Here is a 23,716-nt window from a genome sequence, read left to right as displayed (position 1 = left end):
GCTCAGCCTATTTAACCAAGATTCAATTTCATTTTATGAATTTGTTGCTTAGAGCCTAAAATAATTAATTTCATACCGTCTGAAATAACAGTATTTTCCGGCGGATTGATCAAAAACCTTCCATTTTTTTGTTTGATACCAATACAATTCACACCTGTTTTTTGCCAATCCATAATTTGTTGTAAAGTGCTATTACGAATGGCTGCAGGTAATTGCTCATACCCTACCGATTCTATATTCATACTTTCATCTTCATGGCCCGTTAAATAATCAATAAATGCAACTACATCGGGTTTTGATACAATGGTAGCCATGTGTTAACCACCAATTTTATTGGGCATAATTACATTTTTGGCACCAGCTTTTTTTAGTTAATAGTTAAGCTACTGCAGAATTAAAAGATGCCCTACTGATTATTTGTAAATGACTATTTAAAGAATAGGCTGATAAAACAATAAAAACATTATCCGCATCATCGAGTAAAGTAGTGATTAAACTAACTGCCTGTTCAATTCCTGCTTTTTTTAACAAAGCATCTTCCGTAACATCACCAATAATAAAAATGAAATTAGAATACTCAATGATAAACTCCCTGGTATTGCGTTCTTCCGGTTCAATTACTACAAATGGAATTTGTTGGTCCATTAACGTAATGGCTGCCTTCTGACCATTTCGGCCAAAACCACATACAATTACATGATTGCGAAGGTTATCTAAACTGCTCATAATTTTTTTGCTTTTAAAATACAATTGCATTTCACCACTAATAATATAGCGGGTTAAACTGGCCAACGCATAGGTAAAAGTTGAAAAAGAACCAATGATAAAAATAATATTAAATATTTTTACATTATCAGATAGTGGTTTAATTTCCTGATAGCCAACGGAAGTAATGGTAATGATGGTCATATACAACGCATCTAAAAACGACCAGTGCTCAACCAGCATAAATCCTAAAACGCCAATGGTAAGGATGATAATGATGATGCCCGCCCAAATAACTAAAGGATGTATACGTTTCAATATAATATGATTTTTTAGAACTCAGCAGCAATTGCAAGCCATTACCACAATACTTTTCAGACAATAAAATTAAGTTTATTTCTACACAAGTAAATGGTTTACATTGTTTACGGTTAAGTTTGTAACAAAAAAAAAGTGAGCCTTTCTGATAAATTATTTCAATGGAAATCGAAAAAAGCAACTGAAAATTTAGCAGCCGGTACTTCAATTTCTTGTAGAAAATGCCAAAAGAAATAATGTAGTTACACTTCCGGATGGGCTTCAGTATGAAATTCTAATTGCCGGGAATAGAGAAAAGCCATTAGCTACGGATACAGTAACCTGCCATTACCATGGAAAGCTGATTGATGGAACTGTTTTTGACAGCAGTGTGCAACGAGGTACGCCAGCCAGTTTTCCATTAAACAGGGTTATAAAAAGATGGACCGAAGCTTTGCAATTAATGCCCACAGGAAGTATATGGAGATTGTTTATACCGCCACATTTAGGCTATGGCGACAGGCCAGGTAAGTGCTGCCATTGATCCCAACAGCATCCTTATTTTTGAAGTGGAGTTAATTCATATCAATTAATTTTTACTGCTACATTTTTTCACTTAATTCAAGCCAGCGGTTTTCTTTCAATGAAAGCATGTTGGTTATTTCAATCATTTGCTGACTCAATTGTTGTAAAGCGTCAAAATCTAAATTACCGCTACTCATTTTGGTGGTGAGTTCATTTTTCTGTTCTTCCAGTGCAACAATTTCTTGTTCTAACAATTCAAACTCACGTTTCTCTTTGAAGCTAAATTTCTTTTTTTCTTCAGTTGTGCTTTCTGTTTTATTTTTTCCGCCTTTTTCTTCCTTTGTTTCAGACAATGGGCTCACCATATTCAGTGTTTTCTTTTCCTGATCTTTTAGCCAGATACGGTATTGGGTGTAATTTCCAGGAAAATCGCGTATAACGCCATCTCCTTCAAAAATAAATAAATGATCTACCAACCGATCCATAAAATAGCGATCGTGACTTACAATTAACACACAACCTTGGTATTCGCTTAAAAACTGCTCCAGAACGGCCAATGTTGGTAAATCTAAATCATTGGTAGGTTCATCTAAAATTAAAAAATTAGGATTTTGAAAAAGCACAATTAATAACTGCAGGCGTTTTTTTTCACCACCACTCAACGATTGCAAATAAGTATATTGTTTATCAGGAGTAAAAAGAAACAATTCTAAAAACTGCGCAGCGCTAATAGAGCCACCATTGGCCAAGGGGAAGCTTTCTGCAAAAGTTTTTACATATTCAATTACCCGCATATTTTCTTTAATCACTAATCCGGCTTGTGAAAAATTTCCAAATAACACCGTATCGCCTATATTGATTTTACCACTATCGGTTGGTTCAATTTGTTGCAACACATTTAAAAATGTACTTTTTCCTACCCCATTTTTTCCTACAATACCAATACGCTCCCCTTTTGAAAATGTATAATCAAACCCTTTTAATACATTAAGATTTCCATAGCTTTTGTATACTTTTTTCATTTCAACAATCTTACCTCCCAGCCTGCTCATTTTTACGTTTAATTGCAATTGGGCATCTTCTATTCTTTGTTTGGCTTTGGCTTCTACTTCATAAAAATTATCCTGCCTGCTTTTGCTTTTGGTGGTGCGTGCTTTTGGTTGCTTACGCATCCATTCCAATTCTTTCCGGTATTGATTTTTTGCTTTGTCAATACTGGCTAATTCACTTTCAATACGTGCCGCTTTTCGTTCCAGATAGTTTTCATAATTACCTTTATACACATACATATTTTCACGTTCCAATTCCCAAATTTCTTCGGTAACGGTATCTAAAAAATAGCGGTCGTGGGTAACCAATAATAAGGTAACATTCTGCTGACTTAAATAATTTTCGAGCCACTCAATCATTTCAACATCCAAATGGTTGGTAGGTTCATCCATCATTAACAAAGTATGTTGATGATTAAAACCTATGTTAATTAAAGTTTTTGCCAGGGCTACTCTTTTTCTTTGCCCGCCACTCAATGCACTAACCGGTTGTTCTAAATGATGAATGTTTAATTTGGTTAAAATCTGTTTTACCTTCACTTCAAAATCCCATGCCTGATAAGTATCCATTTTTTCGAACAATTCGGCCATTGTCTCTCCATCTTCTTTATCAGCCGCAGCTTCATAAGCCCTGATTACATTCATAACGGGATGATCAGATGAGAATATATTTTCCAATACCGTTAAATGTTCTTCAAATTTGGGTTCCTGCTCAAACAATGCTACGGTAACATCTTTGTGTATAAAAATGGTGCCGGAATCAGCTGTTTCATCCCCATTTAAAATACGCAGTAAGGTTGACTTGCCTACTCCATTTCTGGCAATCAATGCTATTTTATCTCCTTCATTAATGTGAAATGAAATATTTTTAAACAAGGGATTGATCCCATAACTCTTTGTAAGTCCTTCTACAGAAACATAATGCATGCTGCAAATATACTGCCTGATACAGGTTAAACCGCAAGGTTCAGCACAATACGCCAACATCTTTCAACAATATATTCCGCTTTAATGAAATGAGCGCATGTTCTCAGTGAAATGAACATAGATGAATGATTGCAAGTATCTGTTTATTTTTGCGAAATAATCATATACCATTATTTTACAGCGTTATAACCCCAAAAAACAAAGCATTGAAACTTATTGTTCAATTTTTGAAACAACATATTGACACTTGTATTGCTGCAGCACTGGCATTTTACTTTGTATTGTTACTAACGCAACATGGTGGCATTGGTATTTCGCCCGACTCAATTATGTATACCAGCGTAGCCAGAAATCTTACGTTGGGCAATGGCTTTCTGCAGTTTGATGGCAAACCGCTTACCATGTTTCCGGTTGCCTTTCCTTATTTTTTACATTTGATAATGTTGCTAACACAGCAGGATATTGTTGTGGTTGCTCCCTACCTCACCGCTATTTTATTTGCCGGTAATATTTATATAGCAGGGTATATTTTAGAAAATGCAAGGATGAAAAATCGTATATACAAAAATGTTATACTGCTGTTGCTGATAACCAACCCTGCACTTTTGGAGGTGTATACCATGCTTTGGTCTGAAACACTGTTTATTTTTCTGGTAATGTTGTTTATTGTAGTACAACAGCGTTATATGCATCACGCTGATTTTAAAAATTTATTATTTGCTGCTGTTATTGCCGGTTTTGCCGCCATTACGCGTTATGCAGGTATTACCTTAATTGCAACAGGTTGCTTTTTGTTGCTGTTTGCAACACATTCCAACTGGACAAAAAGATGGATGCATACCATTTTGTTTGGATGCATCAGCAGTAGTTTTTTGTGTATTAATTTGTTATCGAACATACTACAGTCGGGATATTTAACCGGTAAACGATTACCGGCAGATACAGGCTTTATTGAAAACATACAGCTATATGGCAATGTACTGGCAGGATGGCTGGGCTCTAATCATCCATCCATGCTTTTTGCGTTGTTGTTGGGTATTTTATTAATCATCATCACAGGAATTTATTTGTATACAGCCATCGTTCATCAAAAAAAGGAAATAGGTTTTACTGTCATTGCTGAAGCTTTTCTTCTGATATATGTGTTGTTTATTATTCTTTCTTCTACATTTTCTAATTATGATGATATCAATAATCGCTTGTTGGCCCCAGTTGCCATTCCATTTTTTTTAATCATTGGTGCCGGAATTCCTCAAATGATCAATGCCCCCAAAAAATCATCCAGAACAACCATGATTCTGGCCGGATTACTGGCCTTATTTGCTTTCATAGGCAATTTAAAGAATGGCTATACTACTTTAAAAAACAATCATGAAGCGGGTATTGGAGGTTATGCGGAAGATTACTGGCAATCATCTGATATATTGCATTTTTTAAAAACTTCTCCATTTACAGATACTGCTACCATTCCTTTATACAGTAATGACTATGCTGCCATTTATTATTTTACCGGAAAAAAAGTAAAAACCTTACCCGAACTAACCCACGAAAATGAACTCAATGTGTTTTTACAAACTAATGCTTTGTATGTTATTTGGCTGAATAGTGGCGACAACCCTGATTTGATAGAACATAATGAAATGAATAAAGTAAAACAATGCATACCGATGCATACATTTTCAGATGGAATTATTTACAAATGCATTCCATTAAATAAACCATTCGTTCAAAAAGATTCAATACCATAATATGGCAGAAAATTTTATAAAAGCAACAGGAAGTAAAACAGAACAATACAATACTTTGCTACCACAAATAGCAGCCATTATTGAGGGAGAAACTGATTTAATTGCCAATTTAGCCAATATAGCTGCCATGTTAAAAGAACAATTTAACTGGTTATGGGTGGGGTTTTATCTGGTAAAAAATGATGAACTGGTTTTAGGGCCTTTTCAGGGGCCCATTGCCTGTACACGCATACGCAAAGGCCGTGGCGTTTGTGGCACCAGCTGGCAACAGGCAGCCACCATTGTTGTTTCGGATGTAAATGCTTTTCCGGGACATATTGCCTGCAGTAGTTTATCACAATCAGAAATTGTAGTTCCAATCTTGCATAAAGGTGCTGTTATGGGTGTGTTGGATGCAGATGCAAAAACTGTTTCACAATTCGATGAAACAGACAGGTTGTATCTGGAACAAATTGTGCAGTTAATACCGCTTACTTGAACCTATTCTGTTATTTGAATATTTTTACAACCATTGGTTTCAAAAACAGGTTGTTTACCGGTAATAATGTGTACATTTTCCAAAAACAGGTCTGTTGCATTTTCGCAGGCAAAGCCTGATTTGGCTGCTATGACCATATCTTTAAAATGTAATTGCCGAATCAATGCATCAGGCATTCCCTTAATACTGATTGCTGTGGCAGCACCATTACAATAAATGTTCTGAAAATAAAAGTTTGAAAAGTTGGGCACTTTATCCATGGGTTGTTCATGTAAGGTTGATTTTTCTTTTCCTGCAGGCATATCTTCATAATATGTATCAAACCCTATGGCCTCATTTACTATATTAGTCATATAAATATTCTGCACATATATATCTTTTACTGTTCCGCCCCGGCCGGCATTACTTTTTACTCTTACACCCATATCAGTGCCAATAAAGCTGCAATTGTTTACAAAAATGTTTTGCATACCACCATCGGTATTGCTGCCAATTACAAAACCACCATGTGCATGATATACAATACAATCTGCAATAATTACATTGGCTAACTCCGCCACACCGGGTGTTTTTTCGCCGCTCGATTTCATACAAATACCATCATCACCTGCCGTAACAGTGCATTTGTAAATCATAACATTTTTACAGGAACTAATATCAATACCATCCCCATTTTGTGCCCAGTATTCATTATTCACCTGTACATTTCTAATCACCAGATTGGTGCAATGTTGCGGATTCATTACAAAATTGGGTGCGTTTTTAAAAGTAGGCCCATCTATCAATACTTTATCACAATCCACTAATACCACCATTTTGGGTCTGAGAAAATCACGTGCCGGCAAAAAATCATCCGCCGTTAGCGCTTCTTTTTTCCGGATCGATTTTAAATATTTATCGCCATTCATTGCCGCTTCAGATGGCCACCAAATTTGCCCATCTTTACTCAATACACCACCTGCCGATAAAAAATATTTCCATTGAATCTCAGAAACTTTCGATTTTTTTACCGGCCTCCAGGCTTCTCCTGAACCATCTAATACACCCCCACCGGTAATGGCCACATTTTTTAGTTTATAACCATAAACAGGTGGCTGTACGATAAAATTTTTGATGGTATTTTTTGATGCTGGTATAATAGGATAACTGTTTCTATCAGGTGTAAATAAAACAACTGCACCGGTTGAAATATGCAATTGAATATTGCTTTTTAACGTAATAGGTCCGGTAAGCCATAAACCCGGTGGAAATACCACGGTTCCACCACCGGCATTGCTGCAGGCTTCAATGGCTTGCTGAATGGCACTGGTATTCAAAGCCTGACCATTGCCAATGGCACCAAAATCTGTAATACGGTAGCTGTTTTCAGAAAAAACCGGTAATTGTACTTCCGGCATGGCAAAGGGTGCCAGTTTATGATAATCATCCATGGTTTTATCCTGTGCAGCTACTTGGGTTACTACTGATAAACTGCAGATTACTACCATCAACAACAACCTGTATTGTATTGAGAAGGAATGAAAAGAAATTGTTTTTTTCATAAATAAGTTTGTATATCATTTTTGAGCAATCGGTTATTCCTATTTAGTCAAATCTATTATGCATTGAAGATGAACAGAAAAAATTTTACGGAAACGTTCCCGAAAACGAAATGCACAGGTGCTTATAAATTGCAGCCGAACATTGTACCTTTGCATGGATGATATTACTACTTTACAGCAGTTAAATGGTTATACCATTTTAATCAAGTTTGTAGCAGGAGTAGCAATTAGCAACTAAAGAATATTTTGAAACTTTTGAAAAAACATTACCTGCATTAACCCATAATGAATAAAGCATGAAGCAATTTAATGTTCCGGTATTTTATAGAAGTAATTTAATCAGCCATATTAAAAATTACAGGAAAAATGCAGATAAACTGAAAAAGGATTTTACACCCACCCTATTAGATTTTGGACCGATACAAATATTCCTGGCACGCCATTTCGGGTTTTGCTATGGCGTTGAAAATGCCATTGAAATTGCCTTTAAAACCATTGAAATACATAAAGGCAAGCGCATATTTTTATTGAGTGAAATGATTCATAACCCACAGGTAAATACCGATTTAAAGGCAGAAGGTGTTTTATTTCTGCAAGATAATTTGGGCAACCAACTGATTCCTTTTGATGAATTAAAACAGGATGATATTGTTTTAATTCCGGCCTTTGGTACTACGCTGGCCATTGAAAAAATATTACACGAAAAAGGAATTGAAACAGCACAATACAATACTACCTGCCCTTTTGTAGAAAAAGTATGGAACCGAAGTGAACAGATTGCACAAAAAGGTTATACCATTATTATTCACGGCAAACCAAAGCATGAAGAAACAAGGGCTACTTTTTCGCATGCAGCTGCCAATACAGCCACATTAATTATTAGTGATATGCGGGAAGCCATTATATTGGGAGAATTTATAACCGGCAGCAGACCCGCTGCAGAATTTTATGAAGTATTCAAAGGGCATTTCTCTGAAGGTTTTGATGTGGAAAAGGATTTGCAGAAAATTGGCGTAGTAAATCAAACCACACAATTAGCTACCGATACCCAGGCCATAGCCGATTATTTAAAAAATGTAATGATTGTAAAATATCAATTAACCGATGCTACCATGCAACAAAGATTTGCTGATACCAGAGATACATTGTGTTATGCTACCAACGATAACCAAACTGCAGTAACAGGTATGTTGCGGACTCCTGCCGATTTGGCTATTGTTATAGGAGGTTATAAAAGCAGTAATACTTCACACCTGGTTGAATTGTGCGAACAGCAATTACCTACTTATTTTATTGATAGTGCCAATAAATTATTAGATGCACAAAACTTAGTGCATTGCAACTGGCAAACCAAAGCAACCCAAACCATTTCAGGTTATTTACCTGGCAAAACACCTCTTAAAATCTTAATTACCAGCGGAGCAAGTTGTCCGGATAATATTGTAGAAGCAGTAATAGAAAGGCTGGTATCATTTTTCCCAGGAGCCAAAACAATGGAGGCAGTTCGCACTGCTTTTCAATAACAAGAAACCCTCCTGAAATGAATCCGGGGGGTTTCTTCAATATCTGCAAAAGATAAGAACTACATTTTTTTAGTAGTGTCCATTGCTTTTTTAGCAGTATCCATAGCTGGCATGCTGTCATGTTTCATGGTTGTGTCCATAGCAGGAGCAGTTGTTGCTGTAGAATCTGCTTTTGCTTCTTTGTTTTCACCGCTGTTGCAAGCTACAAAACCTGCGATTGCTAAAAGAGCTAATAATTTTTTCATTGTACTTGTTTTTTTAAAATTTTAAAATTTGCGCAAATATAGGCTTCACGCTTAAAATACACAAAATTTAACGATATTTTTTGTTATTTATTTTTTCCGAAAGAAAATTCTAATGGGTACTCCCTTAAAATTAAAGTGTGCACGGAGCTGATTTTCCAGATAATTTTTGTACGGCATTTTAATATCATCCGGAAAATTAGTAAAAAAAGCAAAAGAAGGCACATGAGTTGGCAACTGTGTTACATACTTTATTTTTACGGTATGCCCCCGCACTACCGGTGCATGGTAAGCTTCAACCGCTTTTAGCATTACTTCATTTAGTTTGGATGTAGCAATTTTTTGTTGCTTACTTTCAAATACCGCCATACCGGCTTCCAGCACTTTTAGTAACCTTGTTTTTTCTAATGCTGAAATAAACAAAACGGGCACATCGGTAAATGGCGCAATTTTTTCTTTTAGTTTTTTCTCATAATCACGGGCAGTATTAGTGTTTTTTTCCATCAAATCCCATTTATTAACCACTACTACTACACCTTTTCCTTTACGGGTAGCTAAACTAAATAACGATACATCCTGAGCAGTAATACCTTTTTGTGCATCAATTACAATCAAACAAACATCGGCTTCATCCATGGCTTTAATGGCACGGATTACAGAATAAAATTCTAAATCGTCTTTCTCGCTGTTTTTTTTCCGAATACCGGCGGTATCAATTAGTATACATTCTTTATTGAATAAGTTGTAATGAGTATGAATGGTATCACGGGTGGTTCCGGCAACATCACTTACAATGGTTCTTTCTTCACCCAGCAAAGCATTCAGTAATGAAGATTTACCCACATTCGGCTGCCCTATAATGGCTAATTTGGGAATTGTTTTTTCTGTTGTTTCCTTTTCATCAAGCACTTCAGGTATATTGGCCACAATGGCATCTAATAATTCGCCGGTACCCGTTCCACTGATACTGCTGATGGTATAAATGGTATCAAAACCCAGACGATAAAATTCGGCGGCTTCTAATTCGCGCTGCCCATTATCAACTTTATTCACAGTTAGAAACACTGGTTTTTTTGCCTGCCGCAGCAAATGCGCCATGGCATCATCTAAATCGGTAATGCCCACGGCAACATCTACCAGAAAAACAATAGTATCGGCTTCCTGAATGGCAATTTGCACCTGCTTACGAATTTCTTTTTCAAATACATCCTGCGAATCGGGCACAAAACCGCCGGTATCAATTACATTAAAGGTTTTGCCGGCCCATTCAGAAATACCATATTGCCGGTCGCGGGTTACGCCGCTAATATCATCTACAATAGCTTTGCGCTGTTCTAATAAACGGTTAAACAGTGTACTTTTCCCCACATTTGGTCTGCCTACAATTGCTACTGTATAGCCCATAATTCACATTTTTTACAGATGGTTAAATTTTTAATGATAGCCAAATTCTTTCAAAAACAAATCATTATCCCGCCATTTTGGCCGCACTTTTACAAATAATTCTAAAAATACCTTCCCGCCTAAGAAGGCCTCTATATCTTTTCTGGCCAAAGTTCCAATTTCTTTTATTTTATTACCCTGATGCCCAATGATGATCGATTTCTGGGTATCTCTGTTTACAATAATATCGGCCTGTATTTTAATTAAGTGTTCTTTTTCTTTAAACTCGTTTACCAGTACCGCCACATGATAAGGTATTTCCTCTTCAAACAAAGTATAAATTTTTTCCCGGATTAATTCACTCACAAAAAAACGGGTGGGTAAATCACTTAATTCATCTTCGGGATAAAAAGGTTCTCCTTCGGGCAAAAATTCAACGATTGAATTGACCAGTTCATCGGTTTTTTGCTGCTGCAATGCTGCAATGGCCAACACTTTTTTAGCATAAGGTTTTGATTCAAAGAAATGAATGGCATTTTGCAACACTTCTTTGCCCACCTTATCTTTTTTATTCAACACCACAATAACGGGCACTTTTAAATGCAGCGATTGAAACAGGGCATCGCAACTTTCCAAATCGTCGGTAACATCTGCTAATAAAATTGCCACATCCGTATCTTCCAATGCACTTTTCACTGCACCCATCATTTTTTCGTGCAATTTGTATTTGGCTTCAATGATGCCGGGTGTATCTGAAAATACAATTTGATATTCGCCGGGTTTGCTTAAAAACCCTTTGATACGATGGCGTGTGGTTTGCACTTTTGAAGAAACAATAGCCAACTTCTCGCCCAATAAGGCGTTGAGTAATGTGCTTTTACCTGCATTGGGTTTTCCAAAAATACCTACAAATCCCGCTTTCATGATGATAACTGTGTTTAAAAACTAAAAGCCTCACGAATTGAGGCTTTTAAAGTTTTAGTTGCGAGGGGGGGAATCGAACCTCCGACCTTCGGGTTATGAGCCCGACGAGCTACCGCTGCTCTACCTCGCGATTTAATAAGTTGCAAAATTAAGGTTAGTAAGGTGAACTGCCAAAACTAATTTAACATTAGTCTTCTTTTTTAATGGAAGATGCGCCGCTCGACTGAATATTTTGAATAACGGGGTTGCCTTTATATCGTATACTGCTGGCACCACTGGCTTCTAATCGGGTAAAAGTTTTTTCTACATTTACACGAACATTCGATGCGCCGGAAGCAGATACATCGCAGTTGGCTACGGTTAAATCATAACCTTTTATTACACTGGCGCCGCTAACATCTACATTTAAAGTTCCTACCTGTCCTTTCATTGTTGCATTAGATGCTCCGCTTAAGTTAATGGATAATTCAGCTACATTAAAACTGCCTTTTACATAACTGGCACCGGTTGCTTTTAATTTTAAAGCATTTCCTTTTAATTGATCAACAATATTCAACTGGCTGGCCCCTGAAAGCACAATTTTATTTAAATCAGTAACTGTTACATAAGCTTTAATTTTTTTATCGCTCCAATTCCATTTGTTCCAAAAACCACTTTCCGTATAAATGTGCAATACATCATTTTTTACTTCAGTGATAATTTTTGCTTTATCGCCCCCATCGGCACTAATGGCAACGGCATTGGTATTACCTTGTGAAAGGTACACCGTAACAGCACCGGAAACATCTAATCCGGAAAAATTGCCCACCTTCCGTACTTCGGCATTGGCATCATACACCAAATTTTTAACTTCCTGCCCTTTTACAAAAGAAAGCGACAGAAGGATTACCAGCATCAACATTATTTTTTTCATTGTTATTTGTTTAAAGAAATGAAACAAAAAAGTTAGTTTTTACATTGAAACGCAGCACTGCAAAAAAAGTTACACCCTTTTTAAATTTTTACGCATTAATTTTGCGGCAGATTTTCCCCGGGGTGCTGGATTGCCTTGATGGGTTAACACATCAACAACATCCGGCTGAGATAATACCCGTTGAACCTGAACAGGGTAATTCCTGCGAAGGGAAGGTGTACTGCTTATTTTAGTCAGCCTCTCCATTAGCACAGCTCCCTGTTCCCAAATTTTTTAACCATTTAATCAAAAAAAAATGAAATTCTTTTTGGGAACGCTGGCATTTTTGCTTTGTTACGTTAACAGCTTTAGCCAGATAAAAAAACATGCTTTTCTTTCGGGTGTAGTAGTAGATGCACAAACCAAAAAACCCGTTGCAGGCGCTGCTATTACAACGCAAAACAGAACCACCATTACCGGTGATGATGGCCATTTTATTTTCATGAACCTGATAACCGGCAATACTACCGTTGTTGTAAACAGCATTGGATTTGAAGTGTACAAGCGTACCATTCAAATACCTCAGGAAGGACAAAAGTTAGAAATTACTTTAACCAACATTCCATTATTCCTACAGCCTTTAGAAGTGAAGGCCATCCGCGCAGGCAGTAAAGCACCATTTGCAGTTACCAATATCAATGAACAGGAAATTGCCAAAACCAATCTGGGACAGGATATTCCATTCCTCCTCAACCAAACCCCTTCTGTGTTTGTAAACTCAGATGCCGGCAATGGCATTGGCTATACCGATATCCACATCAGAGGTACAGATGCTACGAGAATAAATGTTACCCTTAATGGTATTCCTTATAATGATGCAGAAAGCCAGGGTACTTATTGGGTGGATTTACCTGATTTTGCTTCATCGCTCAATAGCATTCAAATTCAGCGTGGCGTAGGTACTTCCTCCAACGGCACTGGTGCATTTGGCGCTACCATCAACCTTTCTACCAACGAATTTCATGAAAAGCCTTATGCTGAAGTCAATAATAGTTATGGCTCTTTCAACTCCTGGAAAAATACATTGAAAGTGGGTAGTGGTTTATTGAATGGACATTTTACCGTTGATGCCCGTTTGAGCAAAATCAGCAGTGATGGGTATATTGACCGTGCCAGCTCACTGCTGCAATCATTTGCGCTTTCTACCGCTTATATCAACAAAAAAACTTCCATTCGTTTTAATATTTTCTCCGGAAAAGAAAAAACTTATCAGGCCTGGTACGGCGTACCCGATACCCTGTTGGCAAAAGACAGAACCTACAATCCCGCCGGAACAGAAAAACCCGGAGCACCATACGCCAACGAAACCGACAATTACCAGCAAGACCACTATCAGCTATTTCTGAATCAGGAAATCAACAATCGTTGGAATTTTAATACAGCTTTATTCATGACTTATGGCCGGGGTTATTATGAAGAATACAAAGCCGCGCAAAATTTTAGTGATTATGGTTTATCGCCATTTATCGTGGGCAATACGGTGCTTGATTCAACCGATTTAATTCGCCGCCGCTGGTTAAGCAACCATTTTTACGGGCAAATTGCCTCACTGCAATACAAAAACGCCAAAGATGAACTCACTATTGGTGGTGGATGGACGCGGTATGAAGGCAACCATTTCGGTAATGTAATATGGGCACAATATGGTGTAACAGAGCCCAACTATCAGTATTATTATTATCCTGCAGTAAAAACCGACATCAATGTGTATACCAAATGGCAACACAATTTTGCAAAGTACTGGTATAGTTTTGCCGATGTGCAATACCGTACCGTTACCCACAATATGCAGGGCTTTGAAGGCAATGGCAATTTAAATGTAAACCGTACTTTTCACTTTGTGAATCCGAAAGCAGGTATTACCTACAGCCACAATAGTTGGCAGGCCTATTTCAGTTATGCCTTGGGTAATAAAGAACCCAACAGAGATGATTTTCAGGCCAGTTTACAAAATCAGCCCGTAGCAGAAACCCTACACGATTTTGAGTTAGGCGTTGCCAGAAAAAATAGCCGTTTTAATTATAGCGCCAATCTGTATTATATGTTGTACAAAAACCAATTGGTGTTAACCGGTATTATTAACGATGTAGGTGCTTATACCCGCATTAATGTTCCGAACAGTTACAGAATGGGAATTGAATTACAAGGTGCATATGTATTTAATGAATGGCTAAATGCGCAAGCTAATTTTAGTTTTAGCAGAAATAAAATAAAAAGCTTTACCGAGTATATAGACAATTATGATACCGGCGGACAAAATGCCGTGCAACACAACAATACAGATATTTCTTTTTCGCCCGATAATATTGGTGGTGTTACCATCAATATTATTCCTGCAAAAAATGTTACCCTTAGTTTGTTAAGCAAATATGTAAGCAAACAGTATATGGATAATACCCAAACCGAAAACAGAAGTTTGCCCGGCTTTTTTACTGAAACCGTTCGCACCAGTTATAGTGTAAAGAATGTAGTATTTAAGGAATGGAATTTTATTCTGCAGGTGAATAATGTATTCAATAAATTATACCAGCCCAACGGTTATACCTATAGTTACATCAGCAACAATCAGTTGTACACCGATAATAATTATTTCCCCATGGCCGGCACCAATTTTATGATGGCTGTGAATATTTTTTTATAAAGATTGTACACAAATTCAACAAAGGAGGTTAGCCGGTTCATCAAGCTAACCTCTTTTTTATCGGCCAAATTTATCTTCCCATGCCAGCATACCACCGGCTAAATTGGTAACATCACTAAAACCTAATTGCTCTAATATCATGGCAGCCTGCATGCTTCTGTTGCCACTTCTGCAGTACACAATAATAGGTTCCTCTTTTAAATCTTCAATCGCTTCAATTTGCATGGTTTGCACTTTGCCTAAAGGCAGTAAAATTCCACCAATATTAAATTCTGCATTTTCATGCGGTTCCCGCACATCTATCAGGTTTACCGGTTCGCCATTTTCAATTTTCATTTTTAAGTCATCTACTGAAAGTACTTTCATATTTTTATAAATTAGTGAATGATAGTTTAGTAGCGCAAGGCAGAATCTCTTGCGGGTGGTGGTGTACTACTGATAAATACATCTACCACCTGTCCCTGATGAATTACATTATGCACTTTGGTACCCGGTGATACTTCGGTAAATACTTCCGGAATTTGTTTCACAATAAAAGCATTCAATGTATCAGACACGTTATCCATGGGTACAATTGAACCAATATTAATATTTAAAGCATTCAACTGGTTACGTGCCTGTGCCAAAGTGAGTCCAATTAAATCGGGCACCTGGTATTCACCACTGCCAATACCGCTGCCTAACACAAAACTAATAGCGCTGCCCACGGGCAATTTGGTGCCGGGCTTAATGCTGCTTCCATTATACCGTTGCTCTAACACAGCATTACGGGCAATATCCGGTTTATAAGTAGTATCACCCATTTTTAACCCAAGGGTTTGCAAATACATTTGTGCACTTTTAATGGAAAAACCGATTAAGTTGGGCATTGATACTTCGGGTGCTGATGCCCGATTCACGGTTAAATAAATAGTACGCCCCAGTTTAACCTGTGCATCGGCATCAGGACTTTGTTTGGCCACAGCCAATGCCCCAATGGTATTATCATATACTGAATCGATTACCTGCACATGAAAACCCTTTGCGGTTAAAGCTTCTCGTGCAGCATCTATATTTTGCCCAATTACAGAGGGTACTTTTTCGGTTTTATTATGTTGGGTTATAAACGACAACATTTCAATGAAAACAAACAGCGCAACCAATACAATGCCAATGGCTGCCATAATATTTACCCAAAGAGGCTTACGCGTAATGAATTTAAACACGATATTTTTAGTTGGTTCGGTGAAAATAATTGATTTGAAGGGTAAAAGCCATTTAGTATTTGTTAAAAGCCTCCTCAATTAATCGGGTATAAAATTCCTGCAGGCTCCACCCCATTGCTTTAACCTGCTGGGGTACAATACTCGCTTCGCTTTGTCCGGGTATTGTGTTCACTTCTAACAAATAAGGCGCTTGCCTGGTTTCATTAAAAATAAAATCCATTCGTACAATACCGCGGCAATTCAACACTTCATAAACCTTTCTTGCTGCTGCTTCTAATTTGTTTTGCCATTCGGCAGGTATAATGGCCGGCGTAATTTCCTTGCTTTTTCCATGGTATTTTGCTTCAAAATCAAAAAAATCTTTTTCGGTCATCACCTCTGTAATGGGCAATACAATAATGTTTCCTTCAGATTTAAATACCCCAATGGTAAATTCACGGCCGGCAATATATTCTTCTACCAACACCTGATTGTCTTCTTGGAATGCTTTTTCAATAGCGGGCATTAGTTCGGCCGCATCATTCACTTTACTCATACCAATGCTACTGCCACCATTATTGGGTTTAATAAACACAGGCAATTGTATGGTTTGCAAAATTTCAGTTGCAGTTACCGGTGTATGATGAAATACATGCATGCTTTTGGCAACCGAAATGCCACTGAATGCTACTACAGCAACGGTATACCGTTTATTAAAGGTAATGGCCGATGTAGCAGCATCACAACTAGTATAAGGCAGATGTAGCATATCAAAATAGCCCTGCATTTTACCATCCTCGCCGGGTGTGCCGTGTATACAAAATAAAACGGCATCAAAATGAATGGTAGTACCCGATTCCTGAATAGTAAAATCGGCTTTGTTCACTGGCTGTTGTTGACCATTGGATGGAATATACCACCATCCTTCCGGAGTAATATCAATCACAAATACATCGTATAATGAGCGATTGATATGCGTTTCTATTGTTTTAGCGCTTTTATAACTTATTTCCGCCTCGCGACTATATCCGCCCGTAACCAAAGCAATCTTTTTCTTCATATATTATGATTAATACTTTTTACCATTTGCAATTATCATGTGTATTAAAAGGCCAACCCAATTACCTTTTTTACATGTATACGCCAAATATAGCAACTATTCTATGTTTACAATGGATACGAGTTCGAGAATCAGCAGCTATGCTCAGCACCAATCGGCTACAAAAAAGGTGAAGAAACCTATAGCTTCTTCACCTCACGCTGGCGGGAAATATCACCCACCGTTACAGAATGTTACTTTTCAGTAGCATTTGATTGACCTTATAAAGTTAATATGCTTTTGTAGAAAATGACAAATTTTTTTCTACAAAAAAATATGCACAAATGTTAAATATGCAAACGGTCTTTTTTAGCAAGCAGCCCTTCTACTGTTTCCTGATACATTTCATCGGGTACGCAACAATCTACCGGACAAACAGAGGCGCATTGGGGCTCTTCATGAAAACCCTGACACTCCGTACATTTATTGGGAACAATATAATAGGTATCGGTTGATATGGGTGGAAAGCGTTGTTCTACATCCACAGCAGTACCGTCCATTAAAGTAAACGTGCCTTTTACAGTAGTTCCATCGGCAATTGCCCATTCAACACCGCCTTCGTAAATAGCATTATTGGGACATTCGGGCTCACAGGCACCGCAATTAATACATTCATCTGTAATTTTAATGGCCATAAGTGTAATTTTGAATTTTTGAAAGATGTAACAAATTTAAACGCAAAAGCAATTCAACAAATGGATTTAGCACAAAGAATTATCGCATTGAGCAAATTAGGCGCCTATATGCAGGCAAATGAGGCAGAATGGCAAGCTATAAAAAAAATAGCTGCCGAAAAAAATTTCTGGTTTTTACCCGAATTTATTGATACAGCCATTGAAAATATTTGTACCGCTTTTTTACAGGAAGATAAATTAGCCGCCTGGGTACAGCAATACGATATTGCCCAACACAATGCAAGCCCCAAAAATATTGGTATTGTAATGGCTGGTAATATTCCATTGGTTGGGTTTCATGATTTTTTATGTGTATGCATCAGCGGGCACAATGCCATTATTAAACCTTCTTCAAAAGATGAAGTACTGATCACCCACCTGATACAAAAATTATTTGTCTTTGAGCCTTCACTGAAAGATAGCATCACTATTGCGCCACAATTAAAAGGCTGTGATGCCTATATTGCCACAGGCAGCAATAACAGTAGCCGGTATTTTGACTATTATTTTGGAAAATATCCGCACATTATACGCCGCAACAGAACCTCTGTAGCACTGTTAACCGGTGAGGAAACAAAAGAGGAACTTGCTGCCCTGGCCTCAGACATTCAATTGTATTTTGGTTTGGGATGCAGAAATGTTACCAAAATTTATGTTCCGGAAAATTATGATTTCATCCTTCTGCTGCAAGCCTTGAAGCAATACGATTATTATATGGATTTTCATAAATACAAACACAATTATGATTACCAACTGGCTGTATTAATTATGAGCAATCAGTATTATATGACGAATGAATCGGTGCTGCTGGTAGAAAAAGAAACACTCTTCTCACCCATTGCACAAATACACTACGGTTATTACAGCAATGCACAGGAATTGAAAAAAACATTGCAACGAAACAACGATGTACAATGCATTGTTAGCAAAAAAGATGTACCTTTCGGAAATGCGCAACAACCGGCACTGAACGATTATGCCGATGGAGAAGACACCTTATTATTTTTAAACAACATTGCTAATTACAACCATGTTAACCAAAGCGTGTTATAATTTTTTTGAGTTCACTAACAGCAAATACGACAAGCATCGTAAAACATTTGTTAAATGGATTTTTACTAACAAACAGTATTCAAACTGCTTCGTTACTTTGCAATAGAAGTTTAATTTTTCACATTTATTAATGTATATACTATGAAACTTAAAAACGTGTTAGCGATTGTTGCCATTAGTGCTGCAACCGCTTTATTAAGTGTATGGGGCTTTGGCCGTTATCAGGAATACAGGTATGCAGGAATGCAGGAACCCGGTAAATTACCCGTAAACTATGCCGGTTTTTTTAACAACCATTCCGGATCATCAGACAACAGTTTTGATTTTACAGAGGCTTGTGCTGCGGCCACACCTGCAGTTGTTCATATTAAAACCAGAACCAAAGCCAAACAGGTTAGCAATGACTTACCCAAACGCAATGACCCATTCAGCGATTTTTTTGGCGATAATATGTTTGGCGATTTATTTGGTGGCATGGGCCCCAGAATTATTCCTGAACAAAGAGCCAGTGGCAGTGGGGTTATTATTAGTGAAGATGGCTATATTGTTACCAATAACCACGTGATTGATGGTGCCGATGAAATTAATATTACCTTACCTAACCGCAAAACGTACAAAGCAACGGTAGTAGGTACCGACCCCAGTAGTGATTTGGCTGTTATTAAAATTGATGCCAAAAACCTTCCCTATCTGGTATACGGCAATAGTGATGAAGCCAAATTAGGACAATGGGTACTGGCTATTGGTTATCCATTGACATTAGACGTTACGGTTACCGCCGGTATTATTAGTGCCAAAGCCAGGCAGATTAATATTAACTCACGCCAAAGTGCAACACCTATTGAATCATTTATCCAAACCGATGCGGCAGTTAACCCGGGTAACAGTGGCGGTGCATTAATCAATACCCGTGGCGAATTAATTGGTATTAATTCGGCTATTGCCTCTCCTACCGGTTCTTATGCAGGATACTCGTATGCTATTCCGGTAAATATTGTAAAGAAAGTTGTGAACGATATTATTAAATACGGAACCGTACAACGTGCATTTTTGGGTATATCTTATCCTAAAGATGGTTTGAGTGATGAAGAGAAAAAACAAGCCGGTATTAAAGATGTAAACAATGGTATTTATGTATTAGATGTACCCGCCGGTGGTGCCGCTGCTGAGGCAGGCATTAAAAAAGGCGATATTATTACCAACATCAATGGGGTGACCGTTACCACAGGACCAGAAATGGTTGAACAAATTGCCCGTTACAAACCGGGTGATAAAATTACACTGGGTTATATCAGAAACGGCGAACAGAAAACCGTGAACGTTACCCTTAAAAACAAAGCAGGTAACACCAATGTAGTGAAGGTAGCCAATGTAATGGATCGTTTGGGAGCCGATCTGGCGAATGTAGATAAGAAGACCGCCGATGCCAATAACCTAAATGGTGGTGTAGTAGTAAAGAAAATACAGCCCGGTGGCGCTATTCAAAAATCACGCATACAGGAAGGATTTGTGATTACTGCCGTAAATGGTATTGAAGTAAAAACAGTAGACGATTTAAAAGCTGCCCTATCTAATTCCAGCAATAGTGGTACCGTTAGAATAGATGGTATTTATCCCGGTTATGGTGATACCTATAGCTATCCCGTTCGGATTGACGGTGGTGAATAACACAACACAGATTAACCCGTATATAAAAAAAGGCCATCTTGTAAAAGGTGGCTTTTTGATGACTGTAGGTTTTCACTACTTTTAAAAGAATCATTTTTTTGTGATAGCCATACATGAGTAGCCGCATGTCCAATTACTTATGTTCTCATGAAAGTTATTTTCATGCATCAATACAACAGAAAATGAAAACATCAACAACAAAGGCTACAACAAATACTTAAAATTAGAAGGCAATATATCTATAGCTATTGATTATCAAAAGTTTCATCAGGATAAAGTCTGGGATGGGTTAAAAGGATACACCACCAATACCAAAATATCCGATAAGCAGGTCATTGAAAATTATAAGAACCTATGGCACATTGAAAGAGCCTTTAGGGTGCCAAAAATGAGTGGCAGGGGTGGCCTGGAATAAATTCTGAATGCTATGATGGTGATTGATAAATTGGAAATACAAATACATCAACAGTTCAGTAGCATATACTAACCATTGTCTAATCCATTTCCCCCGGAATCTGGCTTGGTATTGTCGTCTTTTTTAAATTCTAACTTACCGAATTTCCAAGTAAAATTGAGTCCGATAGAGCGAAAAGGAATTTGTCTTAAATTATTGGTGGTAAAATTGGGTCCTGTTAAAACCGTTCTCTGATCAAGATATTGACTGAATACATTTACTGCTGTTAAAGCCAAACTTCCTTTTTTGTTCCAAAATTGTTTACGAACCGCAAAGCTGTAAGTAGTGAAAGAGGGATACCTGCCCTGTACTTCATTTCTGGCAGAACGAAAATTACCAAATACTTCTGCTGCTACATCATGTTTAAACTGGTAACTCGCATTTAAATTAATATGGTAATTGAAACTATTTGAATTATAGCCAGGATCTAATGCGTTGATGGTATTGCGTTCATAAAAAAACATATTGGTTCGCAGGTTCAGTGCATTGGATACATCAATACTGGAAAATAAATTTATACCTATATTTTTTTCCAAGCCAATGTTCTGTCGGGTACTCACTGATACATTTGTAAAAACTGAGTCTCCTACGGTATAATCAGGATAAAAAACCACATAAGGCTGTATATCATGATTTGATGTGCGATAAAATGCTGCGATCATAAACGAACCTATATTATTAATTTGCTTGTTGTAACTCAACTCATAGCGGTTACCTATTTGGGGTTGCAAATAAGGATTACCTGTTGAAATATTTTTAGGATCGCTAGTATTAACGAAAGGGTTCAAATCCTGATAGCTGGGGCGTTCTATTCGTTTAGAGTAGCTAATTTTTAAAGTTGAATTGCCGGTTAATTTTCTGATGAAGTAAACACTGGGTACAAATGTATTGTAACCCGGGGTTTTTACCTGGGAGATTGCATTGGAATAATAATCGTTTATTTCAGTTCTTTCGTAACGTCCGCCAACTTTAGCATCAAACAAGGTCCCAACCGGAAAACTTAATTCGCTATATACAGCATATACCTGCTGATGGTAGTTGAGATGGTTGGATTGTGTAGAATCAAAATAATAATTGCCGGTATTGTTATTGAGTGAAAGAATGGAAGCTGTACTGTTAATATCGGTTAAAGTAACTCTGCCTCCGGTTCCAAATTTTATTTTTGAGGTAATGGGTTGTGTATAATCTACCGTCAATACATGTACGTTATTGGTACCCGGATTATCGTTCTGTGTTCCAAAAAACTTTGAATCGGATGGTACTAAAAACTGCTCGCTGTTTGAGTAACCATGATTATGTCCAAAACTGGAATTCAATGAAATATCTAATTCCTGATCGGGCTTTGCAAATGTTTTCTTGTAATTTAAATTGGCATCAATATTATGAAAATGAAATCCGCCATTTGAGTTACTGAAAGAAGCGATGTCAGATAACACATTGCCACCGTTCATTATATCGGTGGTGGTTTGTGTTTGATTCACAAAACCGCTGCCGGCATACCCAAACAAATTATAATTTACACCGCCTGAAATATTATTCATTGAATCGAGTGTCCAGTCGAAGCCAACCCCCGATTGCATGCCATGACGGGTAAAACGTGATGTGCCTGATTGTAATAAAGCAACATTGGTTTTATTCAGCGTATCCATCGATACTCTGTCAACTGTATTGGGAGTGGTTGATCTTAAACGGGCACCGCCGCTTACAAATGCATTGATACCAAAATTTTTCTTTCTTGCTGTTAGGTTAAAAGAACCATTTTGCAATAAAGTACCTGCTGTTAATGACAAATTACCATTGATGCCTTTTGCATGGTTATCTTTTAAAATGATGTTAATGATACCACCTAATCCGGATGCATCATATTTGGCGCCGGGGTTGGTAATCACTTCAATACTTTTAATCTGGCTGGCAGGTATTGCCTGTAATACATCGGCAATATTATTGCCAAATGCGGTAGAAGGTCGCCCATTAATTAAAAACTGAATACTGGAACTACCTGCCAACTGTACATTACCATCTACATCTACTGAAACCATGGGCACTTTCTTCAATAAATCGGTAGCAACCCCACTTTGAGAGGTAAGATCCTTTTCTGCATTAAAAACCATCTTATCAATTTTGTTTTCAACCAAAGGTTTTTTAGCAGTAACGGTAACGCCTTGTAGTACATTCTCCTGTTTTACCAATGCAATAACCGGTAAGTTGATGGAAGCGTTTTTTTGTACACTAACTGTATTAATGGTATATTCCTGATAACCCAGCGATTGTATTTTAAAAATATAATTGCCCGGAGCCAATCCTTTTATTACAAAAGATCCCGTGCCATCGGTAATGGTTCCATTGACTACATTCTTTGTGCTTTTATTTAAAACGGTTATCGTTGCATATTCAATGGGTTGTTTGCTTACAGCATCCATTACCTTACCGGTTACTTTGCCCGCAGCAGCATCAAAAGCCTGAACCTGTGTTGAAACAATAAACAATAAAACAGTGAGGAAAAATTTATACATCAGTTAAAAGAATTTTCGGCAACTAATTAAATTGCAAAACTAACCTTGTATTCTGTAGGAAATCTGTATAAAAACTTTGCAGTATGTTAAAATGTATGAGCGGTATTACTGGTTTGATAAATATCAAAAAAACTAA

General features: G+C 37.4%; 20 protein-coding genes, 1 tRNA gene and 1 riboswitch. Of the genes, 7 read left to right on the top strand and 14 right to left on the bottom strand.

Going from position 1 to position 23,716, the window contains the following annotated elements:
* Positions 1 to 11: 11 nt before the first annotated feature.
* Positions 12 to 314 (bottom strand): cation:proton antiporter regulatory subunit, encoded by a 303-nt coding sequence (locus tag AC3QLY_RS12630; RefSeq protein ID WP_218331030.1) that lies wholly within the window; start codon positions 312 to 314, stop codon positions 12 to 14.
* A 64-nt stretch (positions 315 to 378) separates the two neighbouring features.
* Positions 379 to 1,023 (bottom strand): potassium channel family protein, encoded by a 645-nt coding sequence (locus AC3QLY_RS12625; protein WP_218331029.1) that lies wholly within the window; start codon positions 1,021 to 1,023, stop codon positions 379 to 381.
* A 271-nt stretch (positions 1,024 to 1,294) separates the two neighbouring features.
* Between AC3QLY_RS12625 and AC3QLY_RS12620 the strand changes: the two genes are divergently transcribed.
* Entirely contained in the window at positions 1,295 to 1,546 is a 252-nt protein-coding gene (locus AC3QLY_RS12620) for an FKBP-type peptidyl-prolyl cis-trans isomerase (RefSeq protein WP_317196298.1), read from the top strand.
* Between the two features lie 58 nt (positions 1,547 to 1,604).
* Here AC3QLY_RS12620 and AC3QLY_RS12615 read toward each other — a convergent pair whose 3' ends face one another.
* Entirely contained in the window at positions 1,605 to 3,503 is a 1,899-nt protein-coding gene (locus AC3QLY_RS12615; RefSeq protein WP_075051819.1) for an ABC-F family ATP-binding cassette domain-containing protein, read from the bottom strand.
* 206 nt (positions 3,504 to 3,709) lie between these two features.
* Between AC3QLY_RS12615 and AC3QLY_RS12610 the strand changes: the two genes are divergently transcribed.
* Both AC3QLY_RS12610 and AC3QLY_RS12605 read left to right on the top strand, forming a co-directional pair.
* A complete protein-coding gene (locus AC3QLY_RS12610) occupies positions 3,710 to 5,251 on the top strand; it encodes a hypothetical protein (RefSeq protein ID WP_492989832.1) in 1,542 nt (513 codons plus the stop codon).
* A gap of 1 nt (position 5,252) precedes the next feature.
* Entirely contained in the window at positions 5,253 to 5,729 is a 477-nt protein-coding gene (locus AC3QLY_RS12605; protein WP_075051818.1) for a GAF domain-containing protein, read from the top strand.
* 2 nt (positions 5,730 to 5,731) lie between these two features.
* Here AC3QLY_RS12605 and AC3QLY_RS12600 read toward each other — a convergent pair whose 3' ends face one another.
* Complete coding sequence (locus tag AC3QLY_RS12600; RefSeq protein WP_218331028.1) at positions 5,732 to 7,270, bottom strand: glycoside hydrolase family 28 protein; 1,539 nt, start codon at positions 7,268 to 7,270, stop codon at positions 5,732 to 5,734.
* 296 nt (positions 7,271 to 7,566) lie between these two features.
* On the opposite strand from AC3QLY_RS12600, the gene AC3QLY_RS12595 reads away from it, so the two are divergent.
* Positions 7,567 to 8,793, top strand: coding sequence for a 4-hydroxy-3-methylbut-2-enyl diphosphate reductase (locus AC3QLY_RS12595; protein ID WP_218331027.1), 1,227 nt, complete (start codon positions 7,567 to 7,569; stop codon positions 8,791 to 8,793).
* A gap of 59 nt (positions 8,794 to 8,852) precedes the next feature.
* Here AC3QLY_RS12595 and AC3QLY_RS12590 read toward each other — a convergent pair whose 3' ends face one another.
* From AC3QLY_RS12590 to AC3QLY_RS12570, 5 genes are all read right to left on the bottom strand, one after another.
* Entirely contained in the window at positions 8,853 to 9,038 is a 186-nt protein-coding gene (locus tag AC3QLY_RS12590; protein WP_068241051.1) for a hypothetical protein, read from the bottom strand.
* Positions 9,039 to 9,125: 87 nt separating this feature from the next.
* On the bottom strand, positions 9,126 to 10,439 hold the full coding sequence (gene der / locus AC3QLY_RS12585; RefSeq protein WP_288071472.1) for a ribosome biogenesis GTPase Der: 1,314 nt from the start codon (positions 10,437 to 10,439) through the stop codon (positions 9,126 to 9,128).
* Between the two features lie 30 nt (positions 10,440 to 10,469).
* The gene (era, locus tag AC3QLY_RS12580) at positions 10,470 to 11,342 is read right to left on the bottom strand and encodes a GTPase Era (RefSeq protein ID WP_218331025.1); all 873 of its coding nucleotides are present in this window, start codon (positions 11,340 to 11,342) and stop codon (positions 10,470 to 10,472) included.
* A gap of 58 nt (positions 11,343 to 11,400) precedes the next feature.
* A tRNA-Met gene (locus AC3QLY_RS12575) sits at positions 11,401 to 11,472 on the bottom strand.
* 57 nt (positions 11,473 to 11,529) lie between these two features.
* Complete coding sequence (locus AC3QLY_RS12570) at positions 11,530 to 12,255, bottom strand: head GIN domain-containing protein (protein ID WP_218331024.1); 726 nt, start codon at positions 12,253 to 12,255, stop codon at positions 11,530 to 11,532.
* Between the two features lie 108 nt (positions 12,256 to 12,363).
* A riboswitch (TPP riboswitch) is annotated at positions 12,364 to 12,485 on the top strand.
* A gap of 65 nt (positions 12,486 to 12,550) precedes the next feature.
* On the opposite strand from AC3QLY_RS12570, the gene AC3QLY_RS12565 reads away from it, so the two are divergent.
* On the top strand, positions 12,551 to 14,935 hold the full coding sequence (locus AC3QLY_RS12565) for a TonB-dependent receptor (protein ID WP_492989831.1): 2,385 nt from the start codon (positions 12,551 to 12,553) through the stop codon (positions 14,933 to 14,935).
* Between the two features lie 57 nt (positions 14,936 to 14,992).
* On the opposite strand, the gene AC3QLY_RS12560 is transcribed toward AC3QLY_RS12565, so the two are convergent.
* The 4 genes from AC3QLY_RS12560 to AC3QLY_RS12545 all read right to left on the bottom strand — a co-directional run bounded on the left by AC3QLY_RS12560 (position 14,993) and on the right by AC3QLY_RS12545 (position 17,853).
* Positions 14,993 to 15,301, bottom strand: a complete 309-nt coding sequence (locus AC3QLY_RS12560) for a rhodanese-like domain-containing protein (RefSeq protein WP_075051765.1) — start codon at positions 15,299 to 15,301, stop codon at positions 14,993 to 14,995.
* Positions 15,302 to 15,327: 26 nt separating this feature from the next.
* Complete coding sequence (locus tag AC3QLY_RS12555) at positions 15,328 to 16,140, bottom strand: PASTA domain-containing protein (RefSeq protein ID WP_218331022.1); 813 nt, start codon at positions 16,138 to 16,140, stop codon at positions 15,328 to 15,330.
* Between the two features lie 52 nt (positions 16,141 to 16,192).
* On the bottom strand, positions 16,193 to 17,179 hold the full coding sequence (locus tag AC3QLY_RS12550; RefSeq protein WP_492989830.1) for a D-alanine--D-alanine ligase: 987 nt from the start codon (positions 17,177 to 17,179) through the stop codon (positions 16,193 to 16,195).
* 326 nt (positions 17,180 to 17,505) lie between these two features.
* On the bottom strand, positions 17,506 to 17,853 hold the full coding sequence (locus AC3QLY_RS12545) for a 4Fe-4S dicluster domain-containing protein (RefSeq protein ID WP_218331020.1): 348 nt from the start codon (positions 17,851 to 17,853) through the stop codon (positions 17,506 to 17,508).
* 18 nt (positions 17,854 to 17,871) lie between these two features.
* On the opposite strand from AC3QLY_RS12545, the gene AC3QLY_RS12540 reads away from it, so the two are divergent.
* Positions 17,872 to 18,945: an acyl-CoA reductase gene (locus AC3QLY_RS12540; RefSeq protein ID WP_492989829.1), complete on the top strand. Its 1,074-nt coding sequence runs from the start codon at positions 17,872 to 17,874 to the stop codon at positions 18,943 to 18,945.
* A 141-nt stretch (positions 18,946 to 19,086) separates the two neighbouring features.
* Positions 19,087 to 20,613 (top strand): Do family serine endopeptidase, encoded by a 1,527-nt coding sequence (locus tag AC3QLY_RS12535; RefSeq protein ID WP_218331019.1) that lies wholly within the window; start codon positions 19,087 to 19,089, stop codon positions 20,611 to 20,613.
* Positions 20,614 to 21,096: 483 nt separating this feature from the next.
* On the opposite strand, the gene AC3QLY_RS12530 is transcribed toward AC3QLY_RS12535, so the two are convergent.
* Positions 21,097 to 23,580, bottom strand: a complete 2,484-nt coding sequence (locus AC3QLY_RS12530) for a TonB-dependent receptor (protein ID WP_492989828.1) — start codon at positions 23,578 to 23,580, stop codon at positions 21,097 to 21,099.
* Between the last annotated feature and the right edge of the window lie 136 nt (positions 23,581 to 23,716).

Source organism: Hydrotalea sp. GW822-HT8A01, assembly GCF_058798575.1.
The sequence above is the reverse complement of the archived record's forward strand: the minus strand, read 5'-3'. Positions and strand labels throughout refer to the sequence as shown.